Genomic DNA, 20,062 nt, shown 5'->3' on the forward strand with positions numbered 1-20,062 from the left:
TTCAAATTCTTTGTCGAGAACCTTCCACCTGTTCCCGAGAATGCCGTGTTCCGGGCTATGCGCCCGAACTCGTACAACTGGGATCTAAATATTTGGTTCTTGTCGATGATGCTGTACGCCCTACAAGGCGCGAACTGGCAGCGATCCGGCGGAGATGACGACAAGAAACCCATCCCGATCACCAAACCTTATGAGGCGTGGGAACAGCCGGACCAAGACGACGAAGAAACATTCGAGTTGAGCGAGATTCGTAGCGAGCTGGAGAAGCGGCGAGAAAGGCTCGCGCATAGTTAGAGGTTTATATGGCTGTCGAACTGGCAACCGCGTATGTGTCGCTAGTAGTCAGTACCAAGGATGTCCCTAACCAGGTTCGCAACGGATTCCGGGATGCCCCAGGGATAGCCCGCAGTACTGGGCAAGGCATGGGCACCGAGATGGCCCGGGGTGTCGGTGACACACTACGGACCGGTTTCACATCCGCAGTTAGCGCCATTCCGTTCGCCAACATTCTGACCAGTGCTCTCAACACAGGGCTCAAAGGTGCCGCAGTCGCTACCGCTGCCGCCGCCGGTGGCACGATCGCCACAGCACTTACCAAGGGCTTCGAACGTCTTACCGCCATTGATACCGCACGCGGCAAGCTGACTGGCCTTGGTCATGACGCCGAAGCAGTGTCGGGCATTATGGAGAGCGCTTTAGCAGCCGTCAAGGGCACAGCCTTTGGCCTCGGTGATGCGGCTACCATTGCCGCCTCTGCGGTCGCTGCCGGTGTGAAACCCGGTGAGCAGCTGACTGCGTATTTGAAGCTGACTGCCGATGCCGCCAGTATCGCGGGCTCATCTCTCGGAGAGATGGGCTCGATTATCAACAAGGTTCAAACCGGGCAGAAAGCCTACACCGGTGACCTTAATATGCTCGCCGACAGGGGCTTGCCCATCTTTCAATGGTTGCAAGCCGAGTACAAGGTTTCTGCTGCTCAGCTTTCCAAAATGGTGGAGGCCGGCAAGGTCGACTCGGAAACCTTCAAACGCGTCATCCAAAAGAATATCGGCGGCGCGGCCCTGGCTTCGGGTAACACGTTCCGGGGCTCTATCAGTAACCTGAATGCGGCCCTCGGCCGATTGGGCGCAGCTGCCGAGCAACCGACATTCAATCGGATGATCGGGTGGGTAAACGGTGCCACTGCGGCCGTCGACCGGTTCACGCCGAAGACCGGGCAACTTGCCAAGCAACTCGATGCGAAGATCTTTACCGAGTTCGGCCCCAGGCTAGCCAAAACTTTTAACGAGCTGAAATCGTCGAAAGTCTTCCAAGACAACCTGAGCCAGGTTAAGAGCGTCTTCGAGTCCTTGGTTACGACTGGTCGTGCTGCGGCCACGGCTATCAAGTCGATCGTGTCGACTCTGACCGGGGCCTCTTCAGCCACCGGTATCAGTACATGGCAAATTTTGCTGAAAACCTTAGAGGCTACGGCGACTATCGCTAATTCGGTTCTCGTCCCGGCGCTGCAAACTATCGCGGGCTTGATGCAGAACCATACGGGCCTCGTTACGGCCCTGGTAGCGGGGTGGCTGGCGTTCCGGACGATCCCGAACATGCTGACATCGTTCGGCGCATCGCTGTCCGGGACAACGAGTCAAGCCGGGGCCATGGCCCGCAACATGCGGGAAGTTGCTACGGCGACCGGGCGAACAGCGGAAGTGGCTGGATATGGCGCCACTACCCTCGGCCGGTTCGGGTCGGCTATTCAGCAGATGGGTACTCACTCGCCGGTTATCGCGCGGATGCAATCCGCGTTCTTGGATAGCGCGGCCGGTGCTACTCGGTTCGGCCGCACCGCCGGTACGGCGTCGGCGGCCCTGGTGGGTTTGCGGTCGGCAGCTGGCGGCGTGGTTTCGGCTCTCGGCGGTCCGTGGGCTTTGGCGATCACGGCCGCAACCGTGGGTGTCGTCAAGTTCGGGTCTGATCTGGCTGAGCACGAACAGCGTGTGAAGGCGGTAGGGGATGCGTGGCGGGGGTTAGTCAAGTCCCGCAACGACATTGGCGTCGTCTTCAACGAAAACCGTGGCGGATTCGACGACAAGGCAATGTCGAATGTCACCGCCCAGGTTGGACAGTTGAACGATGCCATGGAGAAAGCGGCTGCCAATCGTACGAAGTGGTACGACGTTCGAGCCCTTTTCCAGGCACCGTGGAACGACAACGTTCGTAAAGAGAACTGGGACGCTGACCAGTACAAGGCAGCCCAAAGCGCTATCGAGAACTTGGGTATGTCGAATGAGCGCATTGCCCAGATGATTACGGGTGATAGTTCCTGGGATCAGCTCCGGACCAAGTTGGAAAGTGCCGGGCAAGGCGGGAAGTTTGCCGCCCAAAACCTTCAGTGGTTGCAGGATACCATCATGCAGTCCCGGCAGGTTGCCGCGAACACCACCCCGGGGTTCTTCAGCCTCAGCGAGGCATTCAAGACGATTGCTGATAATGCTTCGAGCGCCGATCAGCGGCTCACCGCGATGAAGCGGGCTCTTGATGTTCTGTCGGGTCGCCCGATGGAACTCGGCAACGCGATGCAGGCATACAACCAGGTGATCCGGCAGACCACCGAATCCAGCCAAGGGTTGGCGGAAGCATCGCAGGGCCTTGGGCAAGAGCTGATCAACACTGATGGCTCTATCAATACCAAAACGGCTAACGGCGACAAGCTACGTACCTCGTTGCTGCAAATCCGGGATGCCACTTTGGATGTCGCTAAGGCCGGTGGAGACCTCGGCCCGATCTATGCAAACAATGCGGCGGCTTTCGAGAAGCTTGGAAAGCAATTCGGTCTCGACAAGGACCAGGTAACCGCTTTGGCGGCTTCCATCGGGTATCTGCCGGACAAGATTACGATGTTGGCGGAGCTGAGAGGCGCGAATGACACCACTCAGCAACTAGCGGTTATCAAGTCGCTGTTGGATAAGAACCGTGAAGGGGTGGATATTCCCACCGACCTTCCCGCTTACGCCGATGTCAAGAAGAAGCTCGAAGAACTTGGCTTGAAGGTTACCAATGTTGTCGGCAAGCCCGGAATCGTGAAGATCACTGCTGATACTAAAGAGGCTTGGGATAAACTTCACGAGATAGATCTAACGAAGATCTCCAACAAGACGTTCACGGTTACCGAGCTGTACAACCGCGTCGACAACGGGCTGAACAACCGGGAAGTTCGTAACAATGCTAAGCCGTACTCCCCGGAGTCGGGTTATGTTCACTACGAGACTGGCGGTTCCGTTACTGGGGCTGGCACCGGTACATCTGACTCTATCCCTGCGATGCTCTCGCACGGCGAGCATGTATGGACGGCGCGCGAGGTTGACGCAGTCGGCGGACAGAACGCTATGCGCGGTCTTCGCGCTGCCGCGCTTGCCGGTGGGTTGAAGTTCGCCACTGGTGGCGAAGTGCCCTTCGGTATCGAAGAGGCTATTAAAGCCGCTCAAGAGATGGAAGGCCACGCCTATAAATGGGCTGGCATCGGTCCGAGCAATTTCGACTGCTCAGGGTTTATCGGCTTTCTTCAACAAGTCGCTATGGGCCTCGGTAAAGCTACTAAGCGACTGTACACAACCAACACGCTATTAGAGGGGCAAACTGCGGGTTTAAAGCCCGGTACCGGTCCTTCTGACACATGGTTCCGAGTCGGTGTCTCAACTGAACACATGGCGGCGACGATTGCCGGTCTCAACGTCGAATCTGGCGGTGCCTACGGCACTTCGGGTATCGGCGGTGGCCGCGCTGGCGCGGCAGACTCCCAGTTTCCGAACAAGTTTTACCTACCGAACGAGCTAGTTGCCGGTTTCGGCAGCTTGACTACGGGCGGCAAACTTATCACTTGGACCGATGATGACGAACTAGAGCTATTGCAGCTTCAGGAGGCTGTCACTCAGGCGCAGCAGCGGCGCGACAAGGTTTACGGTGAGGAGAAGGCTACCGATTCCGATAAGCGAAAAGCCGATCTCGATGTTCGGGCAGCGCAAAACAAAGTGCTGAAGAAGCAAGAGCAGAAGGACCGACAAGGTCAGCTCGAAGGCGGTACCCGCATAGCGCCACAGGCCCCGGCATTGCAAAAGAAGTACTCGGACGACGAGAAGAGCAAAGCCGAACTGCTCCAGGCTGTAGAGCAAGCTAACAAGAACCGAAATCAGGTATACGACGATAAAACGTCGACAGAGGCTGATAAGCAGATCGCGGACATCAAGCTACAAGACGCAATTGAGAAGCTGGAGAAGGGCGGAGATTCCAACACGAAGTCTCCGGCCAACACTCTCAAGGATGTATTTACAACCTTCGCGTCCAGTGCGGCAGGGATTCTCTTCGATGCATTCAAGGCTCAGTTGCCCGACAAGATCAGCGGTTCTCGTTGGTGGGATGTCGCAGACAAGGTTATTGCTCTCTCGAACTACAACAAGGACAAGAACAGCCCGGCGAATGGTGTTGGGGATGCTCTGTCGAATATCGGTACGTTCGGGGCCGAAGCTTTCCTAGGGCAGCTCGGCTACACCAAGAAGCCGAACCAGATTCCGGACTGGGTTAAGAACCTGAAGAGCGCCGCAGTGTATGACACGGGCGGTTGGCTGCCTCCGGGCGGCATGGCCGTAAACCTTAGTTCAACCCCTGAACCGATTTTCAATAGCCCGCAGCAGCTACACGCATTCGCAGGTTCACAGCTCCAACCCGCACAAAGCGGAAATCTTACCGAACAAGACCTAGAGCGGTATATGCGCTTGCGGCCGGTCTACAACATCACGACGGCGGATGTTCGCGGAGCTGTCCAAGAGATCCGGACCGAGCAGAAGCGGCAATCTATGACATACATGAGGAGATAGGTTTTGCCTAGCGGACTCCGATTTGAGTTCGAGTCATGGCGGAGCCCGGATGACACGTGGATCATTCACGGACAGGGCGCGGGAGACCGAGGCATCTACCTCGGCACCCATCCCGAGGGATTATACGATGAACCCGTCGAATCTATCTGGGGCTCGTACGCCTACCAGATCGGCGCGGACTTCGGCGGTATCCGGATTCACAAACGCGACGTGATCCTTGGCGTGGAGATAACCAACACTCCAAACCAGTCCTGGCAACGCAACGACTCAGATTTCAGACGGGCTTGGAGCTACAAGAAGGACTCTAAACTTTGGTGCACTACCGATGAATGGGGCCGTAGGTCTCTGAGCCTACGACTCACCAAGACGCCGGACTTTTCTCCCGATGTCGACCCTTTCCGAGATCAATACGGGCATGTCATCTATAGCGGCACCGCTGGCTACCCCCGATGGCAGCAAGACGACCTAACCGCTGTATGGGTCAGCTCCACCGACACCACTAACGGGTCATGGAGTGACGGAGTCGTGAAGATCTCTAATCCGACCGATACCGAGATGTGGGTTAAATGGGTTCTCCAAGCATATCCGGGAGTCGTTTACAAGCTTCCGGACTTCTCGTTTGGTGATGACCGATTCGGGCGAGCCACGGTTGACGCTAACCGCAAGATCACCATGCCCGCGCTTGTGGCCGGCGAGCATCTGCGGGTTGATACCGATGAGAACGCCGATCAAGTTGTCTCGGATATCGATACCCAGGCGTGGCAACGGATGCGCGGAGTGCGGTTTCTTTATCCGATTCCGCCCGAGACTCCCGAAACCTTATTGCCGGTGTCTGTGAAGAATGCCCCGGCCGGTGTCGGCGTCCAGGTGCGTTGTCCACGGAACTGGACTCGTCCATGGGGTTTGGACTAACAAGAGGATTATATGGTTACAGCAGTCGATACTATCGACTTTGACGCTGTATTCGCCGAGATCTCCGACCGACTACAAGCAGAATCCGAGAGGCGTTTACTCCCGCCAACGGTCCGCCTGTGGGATGGCGATTGGAATCTACGCGGACTCGTCAAGAAGGAATACAACGCCAAGTTTCAGTTCCTCGACAATGACACTGGCATCGGAACGTTGGAGATGCCGCTTACCTACTATCTGTCTCGATGGCTAGTCGATATCGACACCCGGCCGACCACTAACGTGCATATCACCGTCGACAAGGATGGGGCTCGGTGGTCGGGCAGCATCGACGAGCTTCTAGTCATCAAGGACGAGCAAGGTAAGCGCTACGTCAGAGTCACGTTTAAGCATGACTATGAGCACCTACGGCACATCCTGGTGTACAGCAACCCCTTTGTCCGCCGCCCCGGCCTTAACCGGTCGGGGCGGCGGGCGAAGGGCCTAAACTCCTACCTCCCGAGGTCCAGTTTCCAAAGCTATGGGTACTTTTCGGCCGAGCGCGCTGGTGCCTCAAAACCACACTGTTAGTTAACCTTATCCGGCTCAACTCGTCGATATGGACATTGCCGGATAACCCATTGGACCTATCCCAGTGGCTGAATTTCAGGCAAGAAACCTGGACACAGGTTGTCAAACCGGATCTAACCCCTGATACCTCGGTCGGGGCAATCGTCTACGGACGGTTCAAGTATCTGCATGATGTCAGCAAGAAGGTTGTAGCGGATTCTCAGCTTTCTTGGGAATGCCGCCGATACCTGAAAGATGAAGACGAGCCACCATGGCCCGGCGCTAACCTCAAACACGGTTGCCTGGTATGGGATCTCATCGACAATTCCGGATGGAACACCGGAACTTCTTTCGGCGGTGACGTATTCCGTGGGCTAGCGCAGGAAGTAACCGAGTTCTTTGTTGACCAGCCAAACGGCATCATCAACGACACTCGCCGCGCCGTAGACCCGAACATACCGCCGGAGTATTCGACTCCCGGCTATAGAGGCACTAACCCAGCCTGCCCCGGTGTGATCTTCTACGAGACCGAACACGGCGGTGTTGCTTCGTCCGAGTTTTCTTGGCGACCGGCTACGGACGTTGGCGTTGTAGGTGGTGGGCACTCGATGCCCGGCGTCAATGAACTGTTGTCGGCTGCGGTCCAAGCTTTAGGCGATCTAACCGCCATGATCCCGGGCGTCCCACCACTCGGGGGAGCCATTGAGGCAGTGCTGCGTCCACTATTCACGGACGTTTTCGCCGCATTCGGTAAGTGGAAAAGCCCGGCGAGAGCGACACGCCTAAGCACTCAAGGATTCCACTATTTCGAGAAGTGGGCCGACGGCGCAGACGCCGGATACACCATTGCATGGCTATTAGCTATGCGTAATGGGCTCTGGCAAACCCGGGAGACGACCCGGCATAAGCTAACGATCCAGGATGGCGCATCTGGTTGGGTGGTCGGACAGCGGGGACACGGGCACTTCTTTCTAGGTGACCGTATCGGTTCATCGGTCCTGGGTATGCCACCCGGCAAGATATTTGTTGACCGGGTCTCCGAGTTGACTCTTTCATGGTCCCGGACTTCCGCCCCGTCTTGGGACATTGTTGTAGGGCAGAAGGAGCCCGAAGATCCTGTGGTGCAAGCTTGGGAACAGTTCCAGGAGATCCTATCTATCCTCCATGATTTAGGAGTCATCTAACCGTGTCCCGGTTTCCTACTTATGAGAATTGCCAGCCGCCGGAAGGTCAGGAGCCAGACCCCAAGGTTATCTATCAGTGGGCTTTAGCTGCTATACCGTTCCATGGCAGTACTCCATTAATCCTGCAAGAAGAGGCTCGGGCACAGTTGTCCGAGCTTCTTTGGAACCTTGGTTTTGAACATAACCCGGAGAAGCAGACGAAGAAGATCCGAGCTCCGTGGCGTGGTCAGCAACATTATCTGAACGGCGCGATTGAAGTCGTCGACGTGAACGACCCGGAACCTGATCCGGTGACGATTCCTGATCCTCTGGCGTACACCGCGCATGAGCAGGCGGTTATGGCTGAGCGGCTGTATCACACAGGAATGTTGGGCGACCGGGTACCGGCATACCGGGAGCACGAGTTTGCAGAAGAGGAATCCGGCGCACCGTTCGACCCGGCTGAACATTCGCCGTCCACAGTGAATGGATATCTTATGGCGGCTAAACCGCCCGAGCGTCGGCGTGTGATCGCCGCCGAAATGGTCGGTAAACAAAGAGATCAAATCCTGAGGAAGTGGCGCGGTGTCTAAAGACGACTACGCACTAGCGATTATCCGAGAAGGGCAACGGCGCGGGATTACCCCGCGCGGAATCCAGATCGCTCTAGCTACGGCACTGGTTGAGTCCAACCTAGTGATGTACGCGAACGAGTCCGACCCGGAGTCACTGAAATACCCGCATGAAGCTTTGTCACGTGACAAGAACTCTTCGGGTCTGTTCCAGCAACGTGCTCCGTGGTGGGGGTTCGCTGCCGATCGGATGGACCCAGCGCGAAGCGCAGGCTTGTTCTACGACGCACTAGCGAAGCTCGATTACAACAACCCGGGCCGGACGCCCGGATCGTACGCACAACGAGTACAGCAATCCGCCTTTCCCGGTCGGTATGACCAGCGATGGCCTGAAGCCCAATCGCTATACGCCCGGCTGATTGGTGGCTTCCCTGCCACCGGAGGAAGTGAGCCAATGACCCAACCTGCTTTTACCGAGATTGACAAGATGGGGAATAGTTGCGATCCGCGTTCGCGGCCCCCGGTCAACTTTTTGTTGCACACCGAGGAAGGTAATTCGTCTGCCGCCTCGCTAGCGGACTACCTAAACAACTCAGACAATGGAGTAAGCTACCACTACACCCTGAGAGACAGCATTCTTGTCGATGTGGTGGACACCGACTATGCGTCATGGTCGGTATTGAGCGCTAACGCATTCACGATCAATTTGTGTTTTGCCGGTTCCCGCGCCTCGTGGACTCGGGACGAGTGGCTACAGCGCGAACGGGATATCGAGATTGCCGCGTATGTCGCAGTGCAGGACTGTGTCAAGTACAACATCCCAGCGATAGTCATTAAGCCGCCCTACGCCGAAGGACCGGGCATCTCGGATCATCGGTATGTGACCGAATGCCTTGGTATCGGTGATCATCGGGACGTCGGACCAAATTTCCCATGGGATGTATTCGAGGGCTACGTAAATAAATGGTCGGGGAAGGTTCCGGCCGATTCGGATGGAGATGATATGAGCTGGGGCGAAACTATTAGAAACCTCGACGGCCAGGACGTGAGCCGAGAGGACATGCTCAAGTGGATTGACAAGCACGTTAACCAGTTGCTGAACGTCGGTATCGCCATCCTTGACCAACTCGGCGGCCCGGGTGTCGGTCAGGCCGTCGCTGACGGCCAACTGGTCAAGTTTGATGGGTACCCCCAAGGCGGTAACCGGCCTGCCTATGACCTTCAAGCGGCCATCGCCAAAGCTGTTGGTGTACCGGGAACTAGGGATATGAAGGAAGGTAAGTAATGCATGGAATCATCTCGCGCAATCTGAAGGCGGTAGAAGCCGGCATCGGCTCTATCCTCATGGTCCTAACCTTTGTTGCGTCGTTCGAGGGTGCGTTGCCGCAGGCATGGGCCGGAGGCATCACAGCTGTACTGGGCGTGCTAACCACGTTCCGGGTTTGGCTGGCCAGGAATGAACCACTGATCAGTCAGGCCGAGGACGCCGTAGACGAATTGGTTGATAAGACGGTCGGCGCGTTCCAGATTCGAGGTTAGCGGTTGACTTCCCTCCCGGAAGGGGCCGCCGATTATGTGGTGGCCCTCTGGGTTCTGGTTCCGGTATTCATGGCAGCTATCGCCGCATGGACTAACCAGCGAGTCAGAACAGATCAAAAGAAGCACGGCGAAGACCTCAAAGAGGTCAAAGAGCAGGTCACTAACTCGCACAACTCGAACCTCCGGGACGACTTGGACGAGATAGCCAAGGAAGTTCGCGGCGTCCGGCAAGACATCGCCGAACTGAGAGCCGAGGTCAGAGATCTTCGGGGGCAAGTTCGGGATATCCGGCAAGAGTCCACGGATTTCGAACACGACGTTCGGGAAGTGCTTCGGCGTACACACCCTGACGAGGTTCTATGAGTTATCCCGTAGGCCCGGCCCCAGACGGGGCCTGGAAGCTCGGTGGCCGGTATGGCCAGGACATCGAGAAAGATGCTGTACCGGCTATCGTGACCAATGGGGCGAAGACCAAATGGTCGGATGCTCAAGCCGCGCATAAGACTAATGTCCGCGATCGAATCGACAGCACTTATACGATTGCGGTCTCTGCGAACGGCTCTGCGGACAAGGCTGTCACGACGGCCCAGGCCGCCGCAAACGCGGCAGCCAACGCCCAAGAGAAAGCCAGCACCGCCTACGAAAACGCATCGTATTGGATTCTGGAATGCGTCGTTGCCTCAGCCGAGGTACTGCTAGGCGTCAACGAGCTACTACTTGGCCCGGTGCTCAATGTTCCCAGCAACCGGAAGGCCGTCCTTACCGACGTACACATCGCGCTCTTGGAGCAGCCGAACGGAATGAGCCTGGAGATACGCAAATGGAATGCGCCCGGTACCCAACCAACAACAGTAACAACGGTAACGCTCGACCCCAAGGTTACTCGGCGAAATATCGCGCTGCCCTCGGTGCCGGTACTCGATAAAGAACGCTTCTACTACTACGTCACTAGCGTAACCGGTTCGATTCCGCCTCAAGTGCTACAGGTAGCCGTCGCTGGGGCCTACCTCTGATCGGATAGTTATGGATCGTCATTTTCATTGCATAGCAGACAGCACCAACTACCACTCGTCCCAAATTGTTCCAGAGCACCGATACAAGCTATGGTGCTCGGCCTTCGATACAGACTCGCTCGACCATCTATTCGATATGACACCAGCCGAGAAAGCCATACCGGTGTTCGATTCGGCTATCGACCGTTTCAACTCCCATCCTGAAGAACTACGGGCCTGGGTGGACAGCTCGGATCTCGGAGGGCTACGCGGAAACCGCAATGCCCTCATAGGTATTCGCACATTCCTTGCGACCAACGGCGGTACGATCTCGGGCACGTTCACAGATCCGGTGTAGACGTGAGCTTTCTTATCCGCCGTAACCCGGCGTGGGCGTGGGCGGGATGGCGAGATCTCGACCCGCAACACGCTCGGCCGGACGAAAACCCGATCCAAAAGCCGTGGAAGAAGACTAATTTCAATCGCACGGTACAGCTGATAGACAATCAGGTTGTCATAGCCGACGCTTTCGAAACCCCTTTCCAGGTCGGTGGCGTGTCGTACGAAGCTATGCCCTTCACCGACACCTGGGGTTGTGAGTTCGACCTGAATATTGACGGTAATATCGTTCAGCTTCAGTTCTTCGGGATAGCGTTATCCTCATCGTGGGCGAAGGTCGGTTTCGTTGATCTCCTCGAAGCCCCGATACTGGCCATCTGGCGAGATGTTGCTTCGACGACGCAAAGCCTCCGAGTTGTCGTCTATCACTCTCTATCGAATATCGAGACGTTGGCGCGGTCGCCGAGCTTGGCGTTGATGATGAATAAAATATGGTATCGAGTCAAGATTCTGGTGGAGCGTGACCGGTACCTTCGTGTCTTCGTGAACGATATTCTTCGGTTCTCGTTCTGGCTGCCGCCCCAGTACGCGGCAGCACCCAACCGGCGCGGGCTCAATTTCTTGAATCAGACGAGCGCCCCCGCCTTCCTCAAAAACTTCATCCTCTACGACCGACCCACCGACATCGCTACCGGAATCACATGGCACCGAGAAGTCGTTAGCGATGATTTCCAACGTCAGAACGGGCCGGTCACGAATGGATGGACTGAGTTCGGTACTGGCGCAGCGATCGTGTCTGGCCGGTGGGCCTTTACCGGAACGGCGGAAGGTTCGGCGGGTATCTTGCGCGACACCGGGGTAACGCACGGCGCACAACGCGCTGAGGGCACGATACGCAACCCCGATCAGTCTGCCGACGCGAGCCTGGTTCTCCGCACCACCCCGGATGGATCTTCAGGACTCGCCGCGAACATCTGCGCGGACAAGATCTACATTTCGCTCTTTACAGGTGGGCTAACCAATCCGACATTCACCGACTACGTGTCTACGCCGTGCACGGTTAAAGATGGTGATCGGGTGGTTTTCTCCGCCAACGGCGAAGGTGCCTGGATTGAGATAAACGGGCAACTTCAATTGATGACAACCCTGGACGGTCGAGCACCAGGCGCGAACCAATGGGCGGGAGCCCGAGTCTGTCAAGTAGGCGACAACAATTCTGGAGCCTGGGACGACATCCAGATTCTGACCGCGTTCTAGTTGCGGCCGATTGAGGACTGAAAATTGGCAGGACGTAGAGCGGCCGTTGAGCCGCTAATTTTGATTACCGGCGATGACTTCAAATGGGCTTACACATGGATGCCCAACGGCTCACAAGCACCATTCCCGCCGAACCGCGAACTCTACTACGAGTTCAAGAACGGGACTGGCGGCGCATGGTCGGGCAGCTTGAAGTGGGTTTATACGATCTCCGGGGCCGTCGCCTCGATTCGTGTGGAGTCCGAAATTGCGGACACCATTACCAACCGAACCCCGTATAGGCTCGTGTTCCGGGACAAGGGAGCTTCCCCGACTGATAAGTCCGTGATGATTATCGGAAATGTAGAAAGGCAAGAACCTCGATGAGTCTGGTTAGTTCCGAACAAGATGTTCCAAATCTGAGTCCCGGAACGTCAGATACGAATGGAGTATTGCAGCCCGTTGCCCCGAATGCAGGGATGATCTACCCAACACCCGGACCTGCCGGTCCTCCCGGCCCGCAGGGACCGAAAGGCGATACAGGGTCGCAAGGGGCTCCGGGTGCACCAGGTCCTAAAGGGGATAAAGGAGATACCGGCGAGCGCGGACCTCAAGGCCCGCAAGGTGACGGTCTACAGATTTCTGGGCAAGTCTCGACTTATGCAGACCTCCCCGCTTCCGGCGGTGTTCAAGGGGCCGTATGGCTCGCGAGCGGAAAGCTGTACCGCTGGAATGGGACGGCATGGCCTCCGGAAACCTCAGGCACACCGGTACAGGGACCGGCAGGCCCGAAGGGTGATACCGGTAGTCAAGGGCCACAGGGTTTAAAAGGTGACCCTGGTCCGGTCGGCTCGCAAGGACCAAAGGGCGATCCCGGTTCCCCTGGAGCGAACGGCGTCAAAGGCGACAAGGGAGATAAAGGCGACAGCGGCCCACAGGGCGTTAAAGGCGATACCGGTCCTAAAGGTGACCCAGGTGGAGCGCCGCTAGTGACACGCATCATCCCCTATTGCAACGGAGGCATGGACCAAACCGTTGCGCCAAACATCACCGTTAGTACACAAGCCGGATTCCGTACGTCGGTGAAACTTCCGGTTAGCTCCACTCGTTGGCGGGTCAAGATGCGAAACTACGGCATGACCGGCGCCAGCAAAACCGCGTTGACCGGTAAGGGCATCAAAATCGGTGAAGCCGCAAGGGTTACCGCCGGATCGGCTACCACAAGCCGGACAGGAGCGTTCGTCGGCAAGACAGCCACAACGATCGTCGGAACCAACTTCCCCATACCCGGAGATGGGACTTGGTACACCACCCCATGGATCACCGACACTGCCAATCAGCTTGTTGCCGGTAAAGAGTACCTACTTGCCATCGGCTACACGGTGCCATCCAGCACAAGCATTCAGACTACGATCGGCGAATGCTTCTACTGGGCTAACGCCACATCCGCGCTAGACCCGACAGTCGTAACCGGCAGCAGCGTGGCCGCCGGTATCCCCCTCGATATGGTCATCGAATACGAGTGCAACACGAGCCGTAACGCATGGCTGTTCATCGGAGACTCGATTGCCGAAGGCGTGATGGGTAGCCGTGGCACGTCCGGATCGTCGATCGTGCCGCAACCCATCTGGCGGTGCTACCCGCAACAATGGGCTGCCCGAAACAATGCATTGGTGTGCAACATGTCCATGGCGGGCATGACGACCGGCCAGTACCTTCAGTTCCGCGAGTTCTTTAGCCGCATGGATCTGGCCAGCGCCAAGCTCGACGGCGCGATCATCGCGACCGGAAGTAACGATTTCAACTCCGATCGGAGCCTTGCCGACTATCAGGCAGATATCTCAAGGCTCGTCGCTCAGATCCGGACCGTTATAGGCAATGACAAGCCCATCTACTACTGCACAACCATCCCCCGATCCGCGACCGGCAACGCTGCTCGCATAGCCGCTAACGAGTGGCTGGCGTCGCTGCCTTACGGTGCGGCTGGCTGTGTCGACATGGACTACGGGATGCGTACCGCTGTCGACGACACGAACATTGCCGCCGACTTGACGTGTGACACGATCCATCCGTCGTTCAAGGGTTCTGAGGTTATGGCCGCTCTCCTTGCGGGCGTGATCGCGCCGATCAGCGACAACTAAACAGACGAACCCTCAGCCCTGAACATGGCTGAGGGTTCTATTATTTTCTAATGCCTTAACAGTGGTACTCTCCCGGTTATGGCCAAGGAAGTTGTCTACAAGGATGACGTTACCGGGGAAGAGATCAACAAGGAACTTGTTGGCGGTAACCCTACGATCATCATCGAGATTGATGGAGAGCGGTATGCCCTCGATGCGGGTGTGAAGACAAGGGATGCTCTGAGGAAGTCCCTTCAGAAGTACATCGACGTTGCCCGCACGCCGACCGCAGACGAAGACCCGGTTACCGCGCTCATCTCCAGCACAGGCGGAGGCCGTCGCAACCCGGCCCGTGGGGCTGCTAAATCCTCTTCCTCCTCTACAGGCTCTGGTAGGTCTTCAGAAGAGCTTCAGCACATCCGGGATTGGGCTCGGAAACAAGCCCAGTTCAAGGACCGGAACATCTCTGACCGTGGCCGCGTTGCCCAAGACATTCAGGATGCGTTCGACGCCGCGCACAAGTAGACCCGAGAAAGCCAAAAAGCCCCCTAGCGCGATGCCAGGGGGCTTTATCTATGCGTCTAGAGTTCTTCCTCAGTGAGGGCGCTTTTAGGATCCCCGATCGAAGTTACCGAGTCGGCTCCAGCAGCGGCAAACACGACCTTGAACCACATGTCAGCCGTCTTACCGTCCTTAAACAGCTTTGCCGACATGATCACCGAGAGATCCTTGTACTTCGGTTCGCTGTGGTTGATCAGCGAATACCCTTTATGCACCACAAAAGCGGTTATGTCCTCGATGGCTTGCCTTCTCATCTCCAGCTGTCCCGCAGTGGTCTGCCAGTACCGCGCACTCGTCGACGTAGTCGAAGCTTGGGCGTTGGTTCCGCTGTCGGACGCACAGGCCGCACTGAATCCGACGCTGACGGCTGCAAGGACAGCCAGCGGTACTGCTAGCCACCGCTTCCGACCGTAAGCCATAGGCGCGCTTGTAGGTTCGGTCGTCGTGGTCACTTGTCCCCCTCGTCAGGATCGCGTGAACCAACCTACCGGATTCGCTTCCGTCTGGAAGCGCAACAGGATTCCGGCCGAAACCTATCTTGCTGGAGCATCCCGATTGGTAGGGCGCGCTTCAACCCTTCGGAGTGCTGGACGGTTGCCGAGTACTTCAAGTGTGATGTATGCCACTGCCCGTTAGAATCTTCGCCTTGCCCCCGGCATACCAAGTCAGCACGGCCCCAGCACCGAACAGGATTGAAGGGGTGACGACGGGTGACTACAGGTCAGCACCAAGTCAGCACAGGCCACGCCACCCCTCCGAAACCGAACCGAGCGTCACCCCTTCTACCTGCGGGTTTGACACCGTGCTACGGCAGATAGTATGAAATCACTATCGCCGATGTAGTTCAATGGTAGAACTTCTGCTTCCCAAGCAGACAGCGCGGGTTCGATTCCCGTCATCGGCTCAATTGACTGAATTTATTGTGTGTCAGGACTTTTCGTTATCTAACCCGGTCGGGTTCGCCCATGGTTCCGGGTTACTGGGCGGCTATCGCGCCGGGACCCCAACGCTTCGCGAATGTAGGGCGGCGGTGGCTAGTTCGGCGGCGCGCACGGCGCTGTTGATCGCGATTTCGCCGCGCATGCCGGGGGCGGCGACCATGTCGCCGGTCAGGTAGATGTTGTTGCCGCGGTCGATGGCGGGGCGGTCGCGCCAGGTTTGTCCTGGGAGGTCCAGGGCGCCGGTGCGGCCCTTTGCGCTGGCGGTGCGTTGGAAGGTGGCGCGCTGCTGCCAGCCGGGGAGCACGGTGTCGGCGAAGGCGGTCAGCCGGGTGTGCGCGTCGCGGCGGGATTCGCCGGTGCGGATCGGCATCTGGAGTTGGAACAGCGACTCACCGGCCGGGGCGATGGAATCGTCCTGCATGGTGTAGCTCTCGTGGAATCCGCCGCAGTCCAGGTCGAAGACCAGGTTGCGGTCCATGCGGCTGGATGTGACGGCGATATCGAGCAGTGCGGCGAAACCGGACGTCCAGGTGAGCGAATCGTCGCGGAGCAGCGCGCGGGCCGCCGGGAGATCGGTGGCGACTATCACCGGGCCGTCGGTGGGCAATTGGCTTACCCGAGAACCGGTTTCGATGACGACGCCGAGTTCGGTCGCGCGGGCCACCATCCGGTTCACCACGGTCTGCCAACCGCCGCGGACGAATCTGACGGCGGGCACGCGGGCCCCGAACACCCGCTGGTACAGCCCCCACACGAATGCCGCGGACAGGGAGCCGGTGTCGGCGGAATACGTTGTCACGCTGATCCCGTTGGCCATTTGCTCGGCCACGGTCTCGCCCCACCGGGCCCCGGCCCAGGTCCGGAAATCGATGTCGACCGGTGCGGTGAGCCCGCGGCGCACCGACGCACGCAACATCCCGACCGGCGGGGCCTTGCGGACGCGACCGCCGACACGGAACCCCATCCGGGTCGCGGCGGCGGGCGACGGCCAACCCAAGCCGGCGACGAAGCCACGCCGCTTCAACCACGTGTAATGCGGACCGTCCGCATAGAAGACATGCGCGCCTTCGTGGGCGACATACTCCCCCGCGATGGCGCGACCGCGCCCACCGAGCACGTGATGCGCCTCGTGCACGGTCACCGATGCGCCCGCCTCCGCACTGGCGATCGCGGCGGTGAGCCCGGCGATGCCGCCACCGATGACGGTGATGTGGTTGCTCATTTCGTGTCCTCTCCACATTGAGTTGTCACTCGATCGAGCCGGGCCGCGGCCAGTTCGGCCACGGACCGCAAATAACGTTGCGCGTCAATGGATGTGGGATGTTCGCCGCCGAAAATGTCACGGATGATCCAGAAGTGGGCGACCGCGCCGACGATCACCGCCGCGGTGGCGGCCCAGTCCTCGTCGTGCCGGTCCGGTCCCGCGAGTTCGACGAGCACCCGCGTCGTCACCCCGTTGATGACGTCGTATTCCTGACGCCGGAAGACCTCGAGCACTCCGGGCCCGATTGTGTTGTCGCGCGTCAGGATTCGGGTGACGTCGCGATCGTGCTCCAGTCGCTGCAACCCGATCTCGCACAGCGCCGTCAGCTTGTCGAGCGCGGACTGCCCGCCGAGATGATCGACGATCGAGAAGTCCGGATCGAGGAACCGCGCCCACTCGCCGCGGTCCACCAACCGCGCGCTCACCGCTTCGACCAGCAGCTCATCCTTGGAGCGGAAGTGGCGATACAGCGCGCCCGACCCGGCCGAAAGCCCCGCCGCCTGTTCGATCTGCGCGATAGTCGTTCCCGCATAACCCTTTTCGCCGAACAGGCGCAGCGCGGCCGTGATGATCCGCTCGCGTGACGTCGGAACCACACATCCTCCTGCAAGTAACTACTTACTTACATGGAAGGTCGTTGCGCGCTGAAGGGCAATGCACCGCGGGTGTGTTTCGGCCCACTCGCGGACCCGCGAGCGGGAAGGACGGTGCCCCAACGGTTTTGCACTCGATCGCGGGTCGGCCCCACGGTGCCGCCCGAGGCGGAGATCCCCAGTGGTCCCCAGTATTCGGGCGACACATCGGGCGCGATGGGTCGGCACACTGAAATCACTGCTGCCGGGAATTGTCGGCGCGCAATTCCGGCTCGGAGTCCGATGAGTGAATTAATGGAAAGCAGGGCTGGAATAATGACGGAGCAATGCGAGGCCCATCGTCGTGAAATCAGGCCGCGAAGTCTGATATGCGGCGCGGTAGCGGTGGCTGCCGCATTTACCACCGCGATGGGGACCGGGGCGACAGCCCACGCGCAGCCGGACGCGCAGGTGCACTATGTCGCACTCGGCGATTCTTATTCGGCCGGAGTCGGTGGCGACGGCATCTTCACCTGGGCGGGGCCATGCGGGCGCACCGACAAGGCATATCCGGAGCTGATCGCGAATCAGTTGCGCGAACAGGGACAGCTCGGCTCCTTCGACTTCCCGGCCTGCGCCGCCGCCACCATCACGAACGGTAATGCCGCGCTGGCGGTCGATCCGACGCAACTGGCGGCGTTGCAACGGGATACGTCGTACGTCACCATCACGATCGGCGGAAACGACGCGGGTTTCGCCGATGTCCTGATCAGCTGCACCACCTCGGATGATCAGGGCTGCGCGGATCGGCTGGACCGGGCCAAGGATTACGCGCGCAAAGAACTGTCCAATTCGGGTAACGCGAAGCTGCGCAAACTGTACGACAAGATCAAAGAGAAGTCGCCGCGGGCCACCGAGATCGTATTCGGCTATCCGAAACTGTTCGATCCGACTGCTGATTGCGACAGCGATGCGCTGCTGAGCCCGAAGAAACGGCAGATGTTGAACGATGCCGCCGAACTTCTCAATCAGTTGGTAGCGGAAGCCGCGCAGGGGCACGCCACGTTCGTTCCGGTCGATCAGCGCTTCGAGAATCACCGGATCTGTTCGGCCGACCCATGGATCTGGGGATATCTGTCCGGCGAAGGATATTCGGCCCAGGAAATCCAGTACGCGGGATTCCACCCGAATGCCGCGGGCTATCGGCACGGATATTTCGAAGCACTGAACGACGTGGTCAGCGAGCTCGGGCTGCGCTGAGCATCACAACCGGCGTTCGAAAAGACGGTCGCGGGCCACATCCAATGCGCGGGAGACCGCGCCCGACAACACCCCGTCGGAACCGAGTGCGCTCGCGACCACCCGTGGCCGCAGCGGGCCGAGTTCGGATATCCGCGCGGCGATGGCCTCGCGCAGCGAATCCAGATTGTGGCCGATACCGCCGCCGAGCACGACCAATTCGGGATCCAGGATGGCGGCGACAGCGGTGATCAACGCACCGATGCGACGGCCCTCGGATTCGACGACGGCGCGGGCGCGCGGATCACCCGCCGCCGCGGCGGCGAAGACGTCCTCCGCGGAACCGGCGGGTAACCCCGCCAGCACCGCCGTATGCGCGACTCCGCTTGCGGCGGCGGCGGTTTCGGTCATACCGCGCTCGCGGGCGTCCAGCGGGGACGCGTCGACGTCGGCCGCGGGCAGAAAGGAGACCTCGCCCGCCGCACCGGTACTGCCGACATACAGTTCACCGTTGATCACGATGCCCATGCCGACGCCGGTGCCGATGGAGATGAGCACGAAGTTGCGGATGCCGACTCCCGCACCGAAAGTCAGCTCGCCGAGCGCGGCGAGGTTGATGTCGTTCTCGATGGCCGATTCCACCTCCAGCGCGCCCCGCAACTGCTCGACCAACCCGGCGCGGCCCCAGCCGGGTAAGTTCGGCGCGTAATCCAGCCTGCCGGTGCTCGGATTCAATACGCCGGGACTGCCTATCACCGCGTAATCGACTGTAGTCCAGTCTATTCCGCATTCATCGGCCACCCGGTGCGCCAGGGTGCGCACCCGCCGCACCAGATCGGCGGACGAGCGCGCGGTGTTGCGGACATCGCGGCGACCGATGAATTCGCCGCGCAGGTCCGCGATGGCGAGCCGAATCCAGTTCCGGCCGATATCGACTCCGGCGACAACACCCGCGCGCACATTCACGTCGTAGATGGCCGTTGTCGGCCCCGGCCGCCCGCTGAGCGAACCGACCAAGCACACCAGCCCCGCCTCCTCCAGACCCGAAAGGGCCGCGGAGACGGTCGGTTTCGACAGACCACAGGCCTTGGCCAGCTCACCGCGGGAGGCGGGCCCGTTGACGCGCAGGTGGTCGAGCAGCAGCCGCTCGTTCATCGTGCGCAGCAGTTGCGGCTTACCGGCCTGGCTCATCGATTTCCGCCTC

18 protein-coding genes and 1 tRNA gene are annotated in these 20,062 nt (G+C 59.0%); 15 read left to right on the forward strand and 4 right to left on the reverse strand.

The window, feature by feature from the left end:
* Positions 1–99 precede the first annotated feature (99 nt).
* From F5544_RS43775 to F5544_RS43830, 13 genes are all read left to right on the forward strand, one after another.
* The gene (locus F5544_RS43775; RefSeq protein ID WP_167478564.1) at positions 100–294 is read left to right on the forward strand and encodes a hypothetical protein; all 195 of its coding nucleotides are present in this window, start codon (positions 100–102) and stop codon (positions 292–294) included.
* 128 nt (positions 295–422) lie between these two features.
* Positions 423–4,862, forward strand: coding sequence for a tape measure protein (locus F5544_RS43780; RefSeq protein WP_167478565.1), 4,440 nt, complete (start codon positions 423–425; stop codon positions 4,860–4,862).
* A 525-nt stretch (positions 4,863–5,387) separates the two neighbouring features.
* Positions 5,388–5,774, forward strand: coding sequence for a hypothetical protein (locus F5544_RS46930; RefSeq protein WP_238846973.1), 387 nt, complete (start codon positions 5,388–5,390; stop codon positions 5,772–5,774).
* 617 nt (positions 5,775–6,391) lie between these two features.
* Positions 6,392–7,504: a hypothetical protein gene (locus tag F5544_RS46935; RefSeq protein WP_238846974.1), complete on the forward strand. Its 1,113-nt coding sequence runs from the start codon at positions 6,392–6,394 to the stop codon at positions 7,502–7,504.
* A gap of 2 nt (positions 7,505–7,506) precedes the next feature.
* Entirely contained in the window at positions 7,507–8,076 is a 570-nt protein-coding gene (locus F5544_RS43795; RefSeq protein ID WP_167478567.1) for a phage gene 29 protein family protein, read from the forward strand.
* Positions 8,069–9,340 carry an N-acetylmuramoyl-L-alanine amidase gene (locus tag F5544_RS43800; RefSeq protein ID WP_238846975.1) on the forward strand — a complete coding sequence of 424 codons (1,272 nt, stop codon included), beginning with the start codon at positions 8,069–8,071 and terminating at the stop codon, positions 9,338–9,340. The genes F5544_RS43795 and F5544_RS43800 overlap by 8 nt, the downstream gene beginning before the upstream one ends.
* Positions 9,340–9,594 carry a hypothetical protein gene (locus F5544_RS43805; RefSeq protein WP_167478568.1) on the forward strand — a complete coding sequence of 85 codons (255 nt, stop codon included), beginning with the start codon at positions 9,340–9,342 and terminating at the stop codon, positions 9,592–9,594. The genes F5544_RS43800 and F5544_RS43805 overlap by 1 nt, the downstream gene beginning before the upstream one ends.
* 3 nt (positions 9,595–9,597) lie before the next feature.
* Positions 9,598–9,957 (forward strand): DUF2746 domain-containing protein, encoded by a 360-nt coding sequence (locus tag F5544_RS43810; RefSeq protein WP_167478569.1) that lies wholly within the window; start codon positions 9,598–9,600, stop codon positions 9,955–9,957.
* Positions 9,954–10,607: a hypothetical protein gene (locus F5544_RS43815; RefSeq protein WP_167478570.1), complete on the forward strand. Its 654-nt coding sequence runs from the start codon at positions 9,954–9,956 to the stop codon at positions 10,605–10,607. Before F5544_RS43810 ends, F5544_RS43815 begins: the two co-directional genes overlap by 4 nt.
* Before the next feature lie 339 nt (positions 10,608–10,946).
* Entirely contained in the window at positions 10,947–12,182 is a 1,236-nt protein-coding gene (locus F5544_RS43820) for a hypothetical protein (protein WP_167478571.1), read from the forward strand.
* A gap of 24 nt (positions 12,183–12,206) precedes the next feature.
* Complete coding sequence (locus tag F5544_RS47730; RefSeq protein WP_428847105.1) at positions 12,207–12,548, forward strand: DUF7264 domain-containing protein; 342 nt, start codon at positions 12,207–12,209, stop codon at positions 12,546–12,548.
* Between the two features lie 602 nt (positions 12,549–13,150).
* Positions 13,151–14,302: an SGNH/GDSL hydrolase family protein gene (locus tag F5544_RS43825; protein ID WP_238846976.1), complete on the forward strand. Its 1,152-nt coding sequence runs from the start codon at positions 13,151–13,153 to the stop codon at positions 14,300–14,302.
* A 78-nt stretch (positions 14,303–14,380) separates the two neighbouring features.
* On the forward strand, positions 14,381–14,806 hold the full coding sequence (locus tag F5544_RS43830) for an Lsr2 dimerization domain-containing protein (RefSeq protein WP_167478573.1): 426 nt from the start codon (positions 14,381–14,383) through the stop codon (positions 14,804–14,806).
* Between the two features lie 56 nt (positions 14,807–14,862).
* Here the strand turns inward: F5544_RS43830 and F5544_RS43835 are convergent, their stop codons facing one another.
* On the reverse strand, positions 14,863–15,294 hold the full coding sequence (locus F5544_RS43835) for a hypothetical protein (protein ID WP_167478574.1): 432 nt from the start codon (positions 15,292–15,294) through the stop codon (positions 14,863–14,865).
* A 381-nt stretch (positions 15,295–15,675) separates the two neighbouring features.
* Here F5544_RS43835 and F5544_RS43840 point away from each other — a divergent pair.
* Positions 15,676–15,746, forward strand: a tRNA-Gly gene (locus F5544_RS43840).
* 83 nt (positions 15,747–15,829) lie between these two features.
* Here F5544_RS43840 and F5544_RS43845 read toward each other — a convergent pair.
* Both F5544_RS43845 and F5544_RS43850 read right to left on the reverse strand, forming a co-directional pair.
* The gene (locus F5544_RS43845) at positions 15,830–17,005 is read right to left on the reverse strand and encodes an FAD-dependent oxidoreductase (protein ID WP_167478575.1); all 1,176 of its coding nucleotides are present in this window, start codon (positions 17,003–17,005) and stop codon (positions 15,830–15,832) included.
* Entirely contained in the window at positions 17,002–17,643 is a 642-nt protein-coding gene (locus F5544_RS43850) for a TetR/AcrR family transcriptional regulator (protein WP_167478576.1), read from the reverse strand. Before F5544_RS43850 ends, F5544_RS43845 begins: the two co-directional genes overlap by 4 nt.
* Before the next feature lie 381 nt (positions 17,644–18,024).
* On the opposite strand from F5544_RS43850, the gene F5544_RS43855 reads away from it, so the two are divergent.
* The gene (locus F5544_RS43855; RefSeq protein WP_167478577.1) at positions 18,025–18,879 is read left to right on the forward strand and encodes an SGNH/GDSL hydrolase family protein; all 855 of its coding nucleotides are present in this window, start codon (positions 18,025–18,027) and stop codon (positions 18,877–18,879) included.
* Positions 18,880–18,882: 3 nt separating this feature from the next.
* Here F5544_RS43855 and F5544_RS43860 read toward each other — a convergent pair whose 3' ends face one another.
* Entirely contained in the window at positions 18,883–20,049 is a 1,167-nt protein-coding gene (locus F5544_RS43860; protein ID WP_167478578.1) for an ROK family transcriptional regulator, read from the reverse strand.
* Positions 20,050–20,062 lie beyond the last annotated feature (13 nt).

This window comes from Nocardia arthritidis, assembly GCF_011801145.1.
In the GTDB taxonomy this organism is placed as follows: Bacteria; Actinomycetota; Actinomycetes; order Mycobacteriales; family Mycobacteriaceae; genus Nocardia; species Nocardia arthritidis_A.

Coding starts and splice junctions, on each gene's coding strand:
- F5544_RS43780 (WP_167478565.1), top strand. CDS start 423: ATGGGCACCGAGATGGCCCGGGGTGTCGGTGACACACTACGGACCGGT.
- F5544_RS43860 (WP_167478578.1), bottom strand. CDS start 20,049: ATGAGCCAGGCCGGTAAGCCGCAACTGCTGCGCACGATGAACGAGCGG.
- F5544_RS43815 (WP_167478570.1), top strand. CDS start 9,954: ATGAGTTATCCCGTAGGCCCGGCCCCAGACGGGGCCTGGAAGCTCGGT.
- F5544_RS43805 (WP_167478568.1), top strand. CDS start 9,340: ATGCATGGAATCATCTCGCGCAATCTGAAGGCGGTAGAAGCCGGCATC.
- F5544_RS43830 (WP_167478573.1), top strand. CDS start 14,381: ATGGCCAAGGAAGTTGTCTACAAGGATGACGTTACCGGGGAAGAGATC.
- F5544_RS43845 (WP_167478575.1), bottom strand. CDS start 17,005: ATGAGCAACCACATCACCGTCATCGGTGGCGGCATCGCCGGGCTCACC.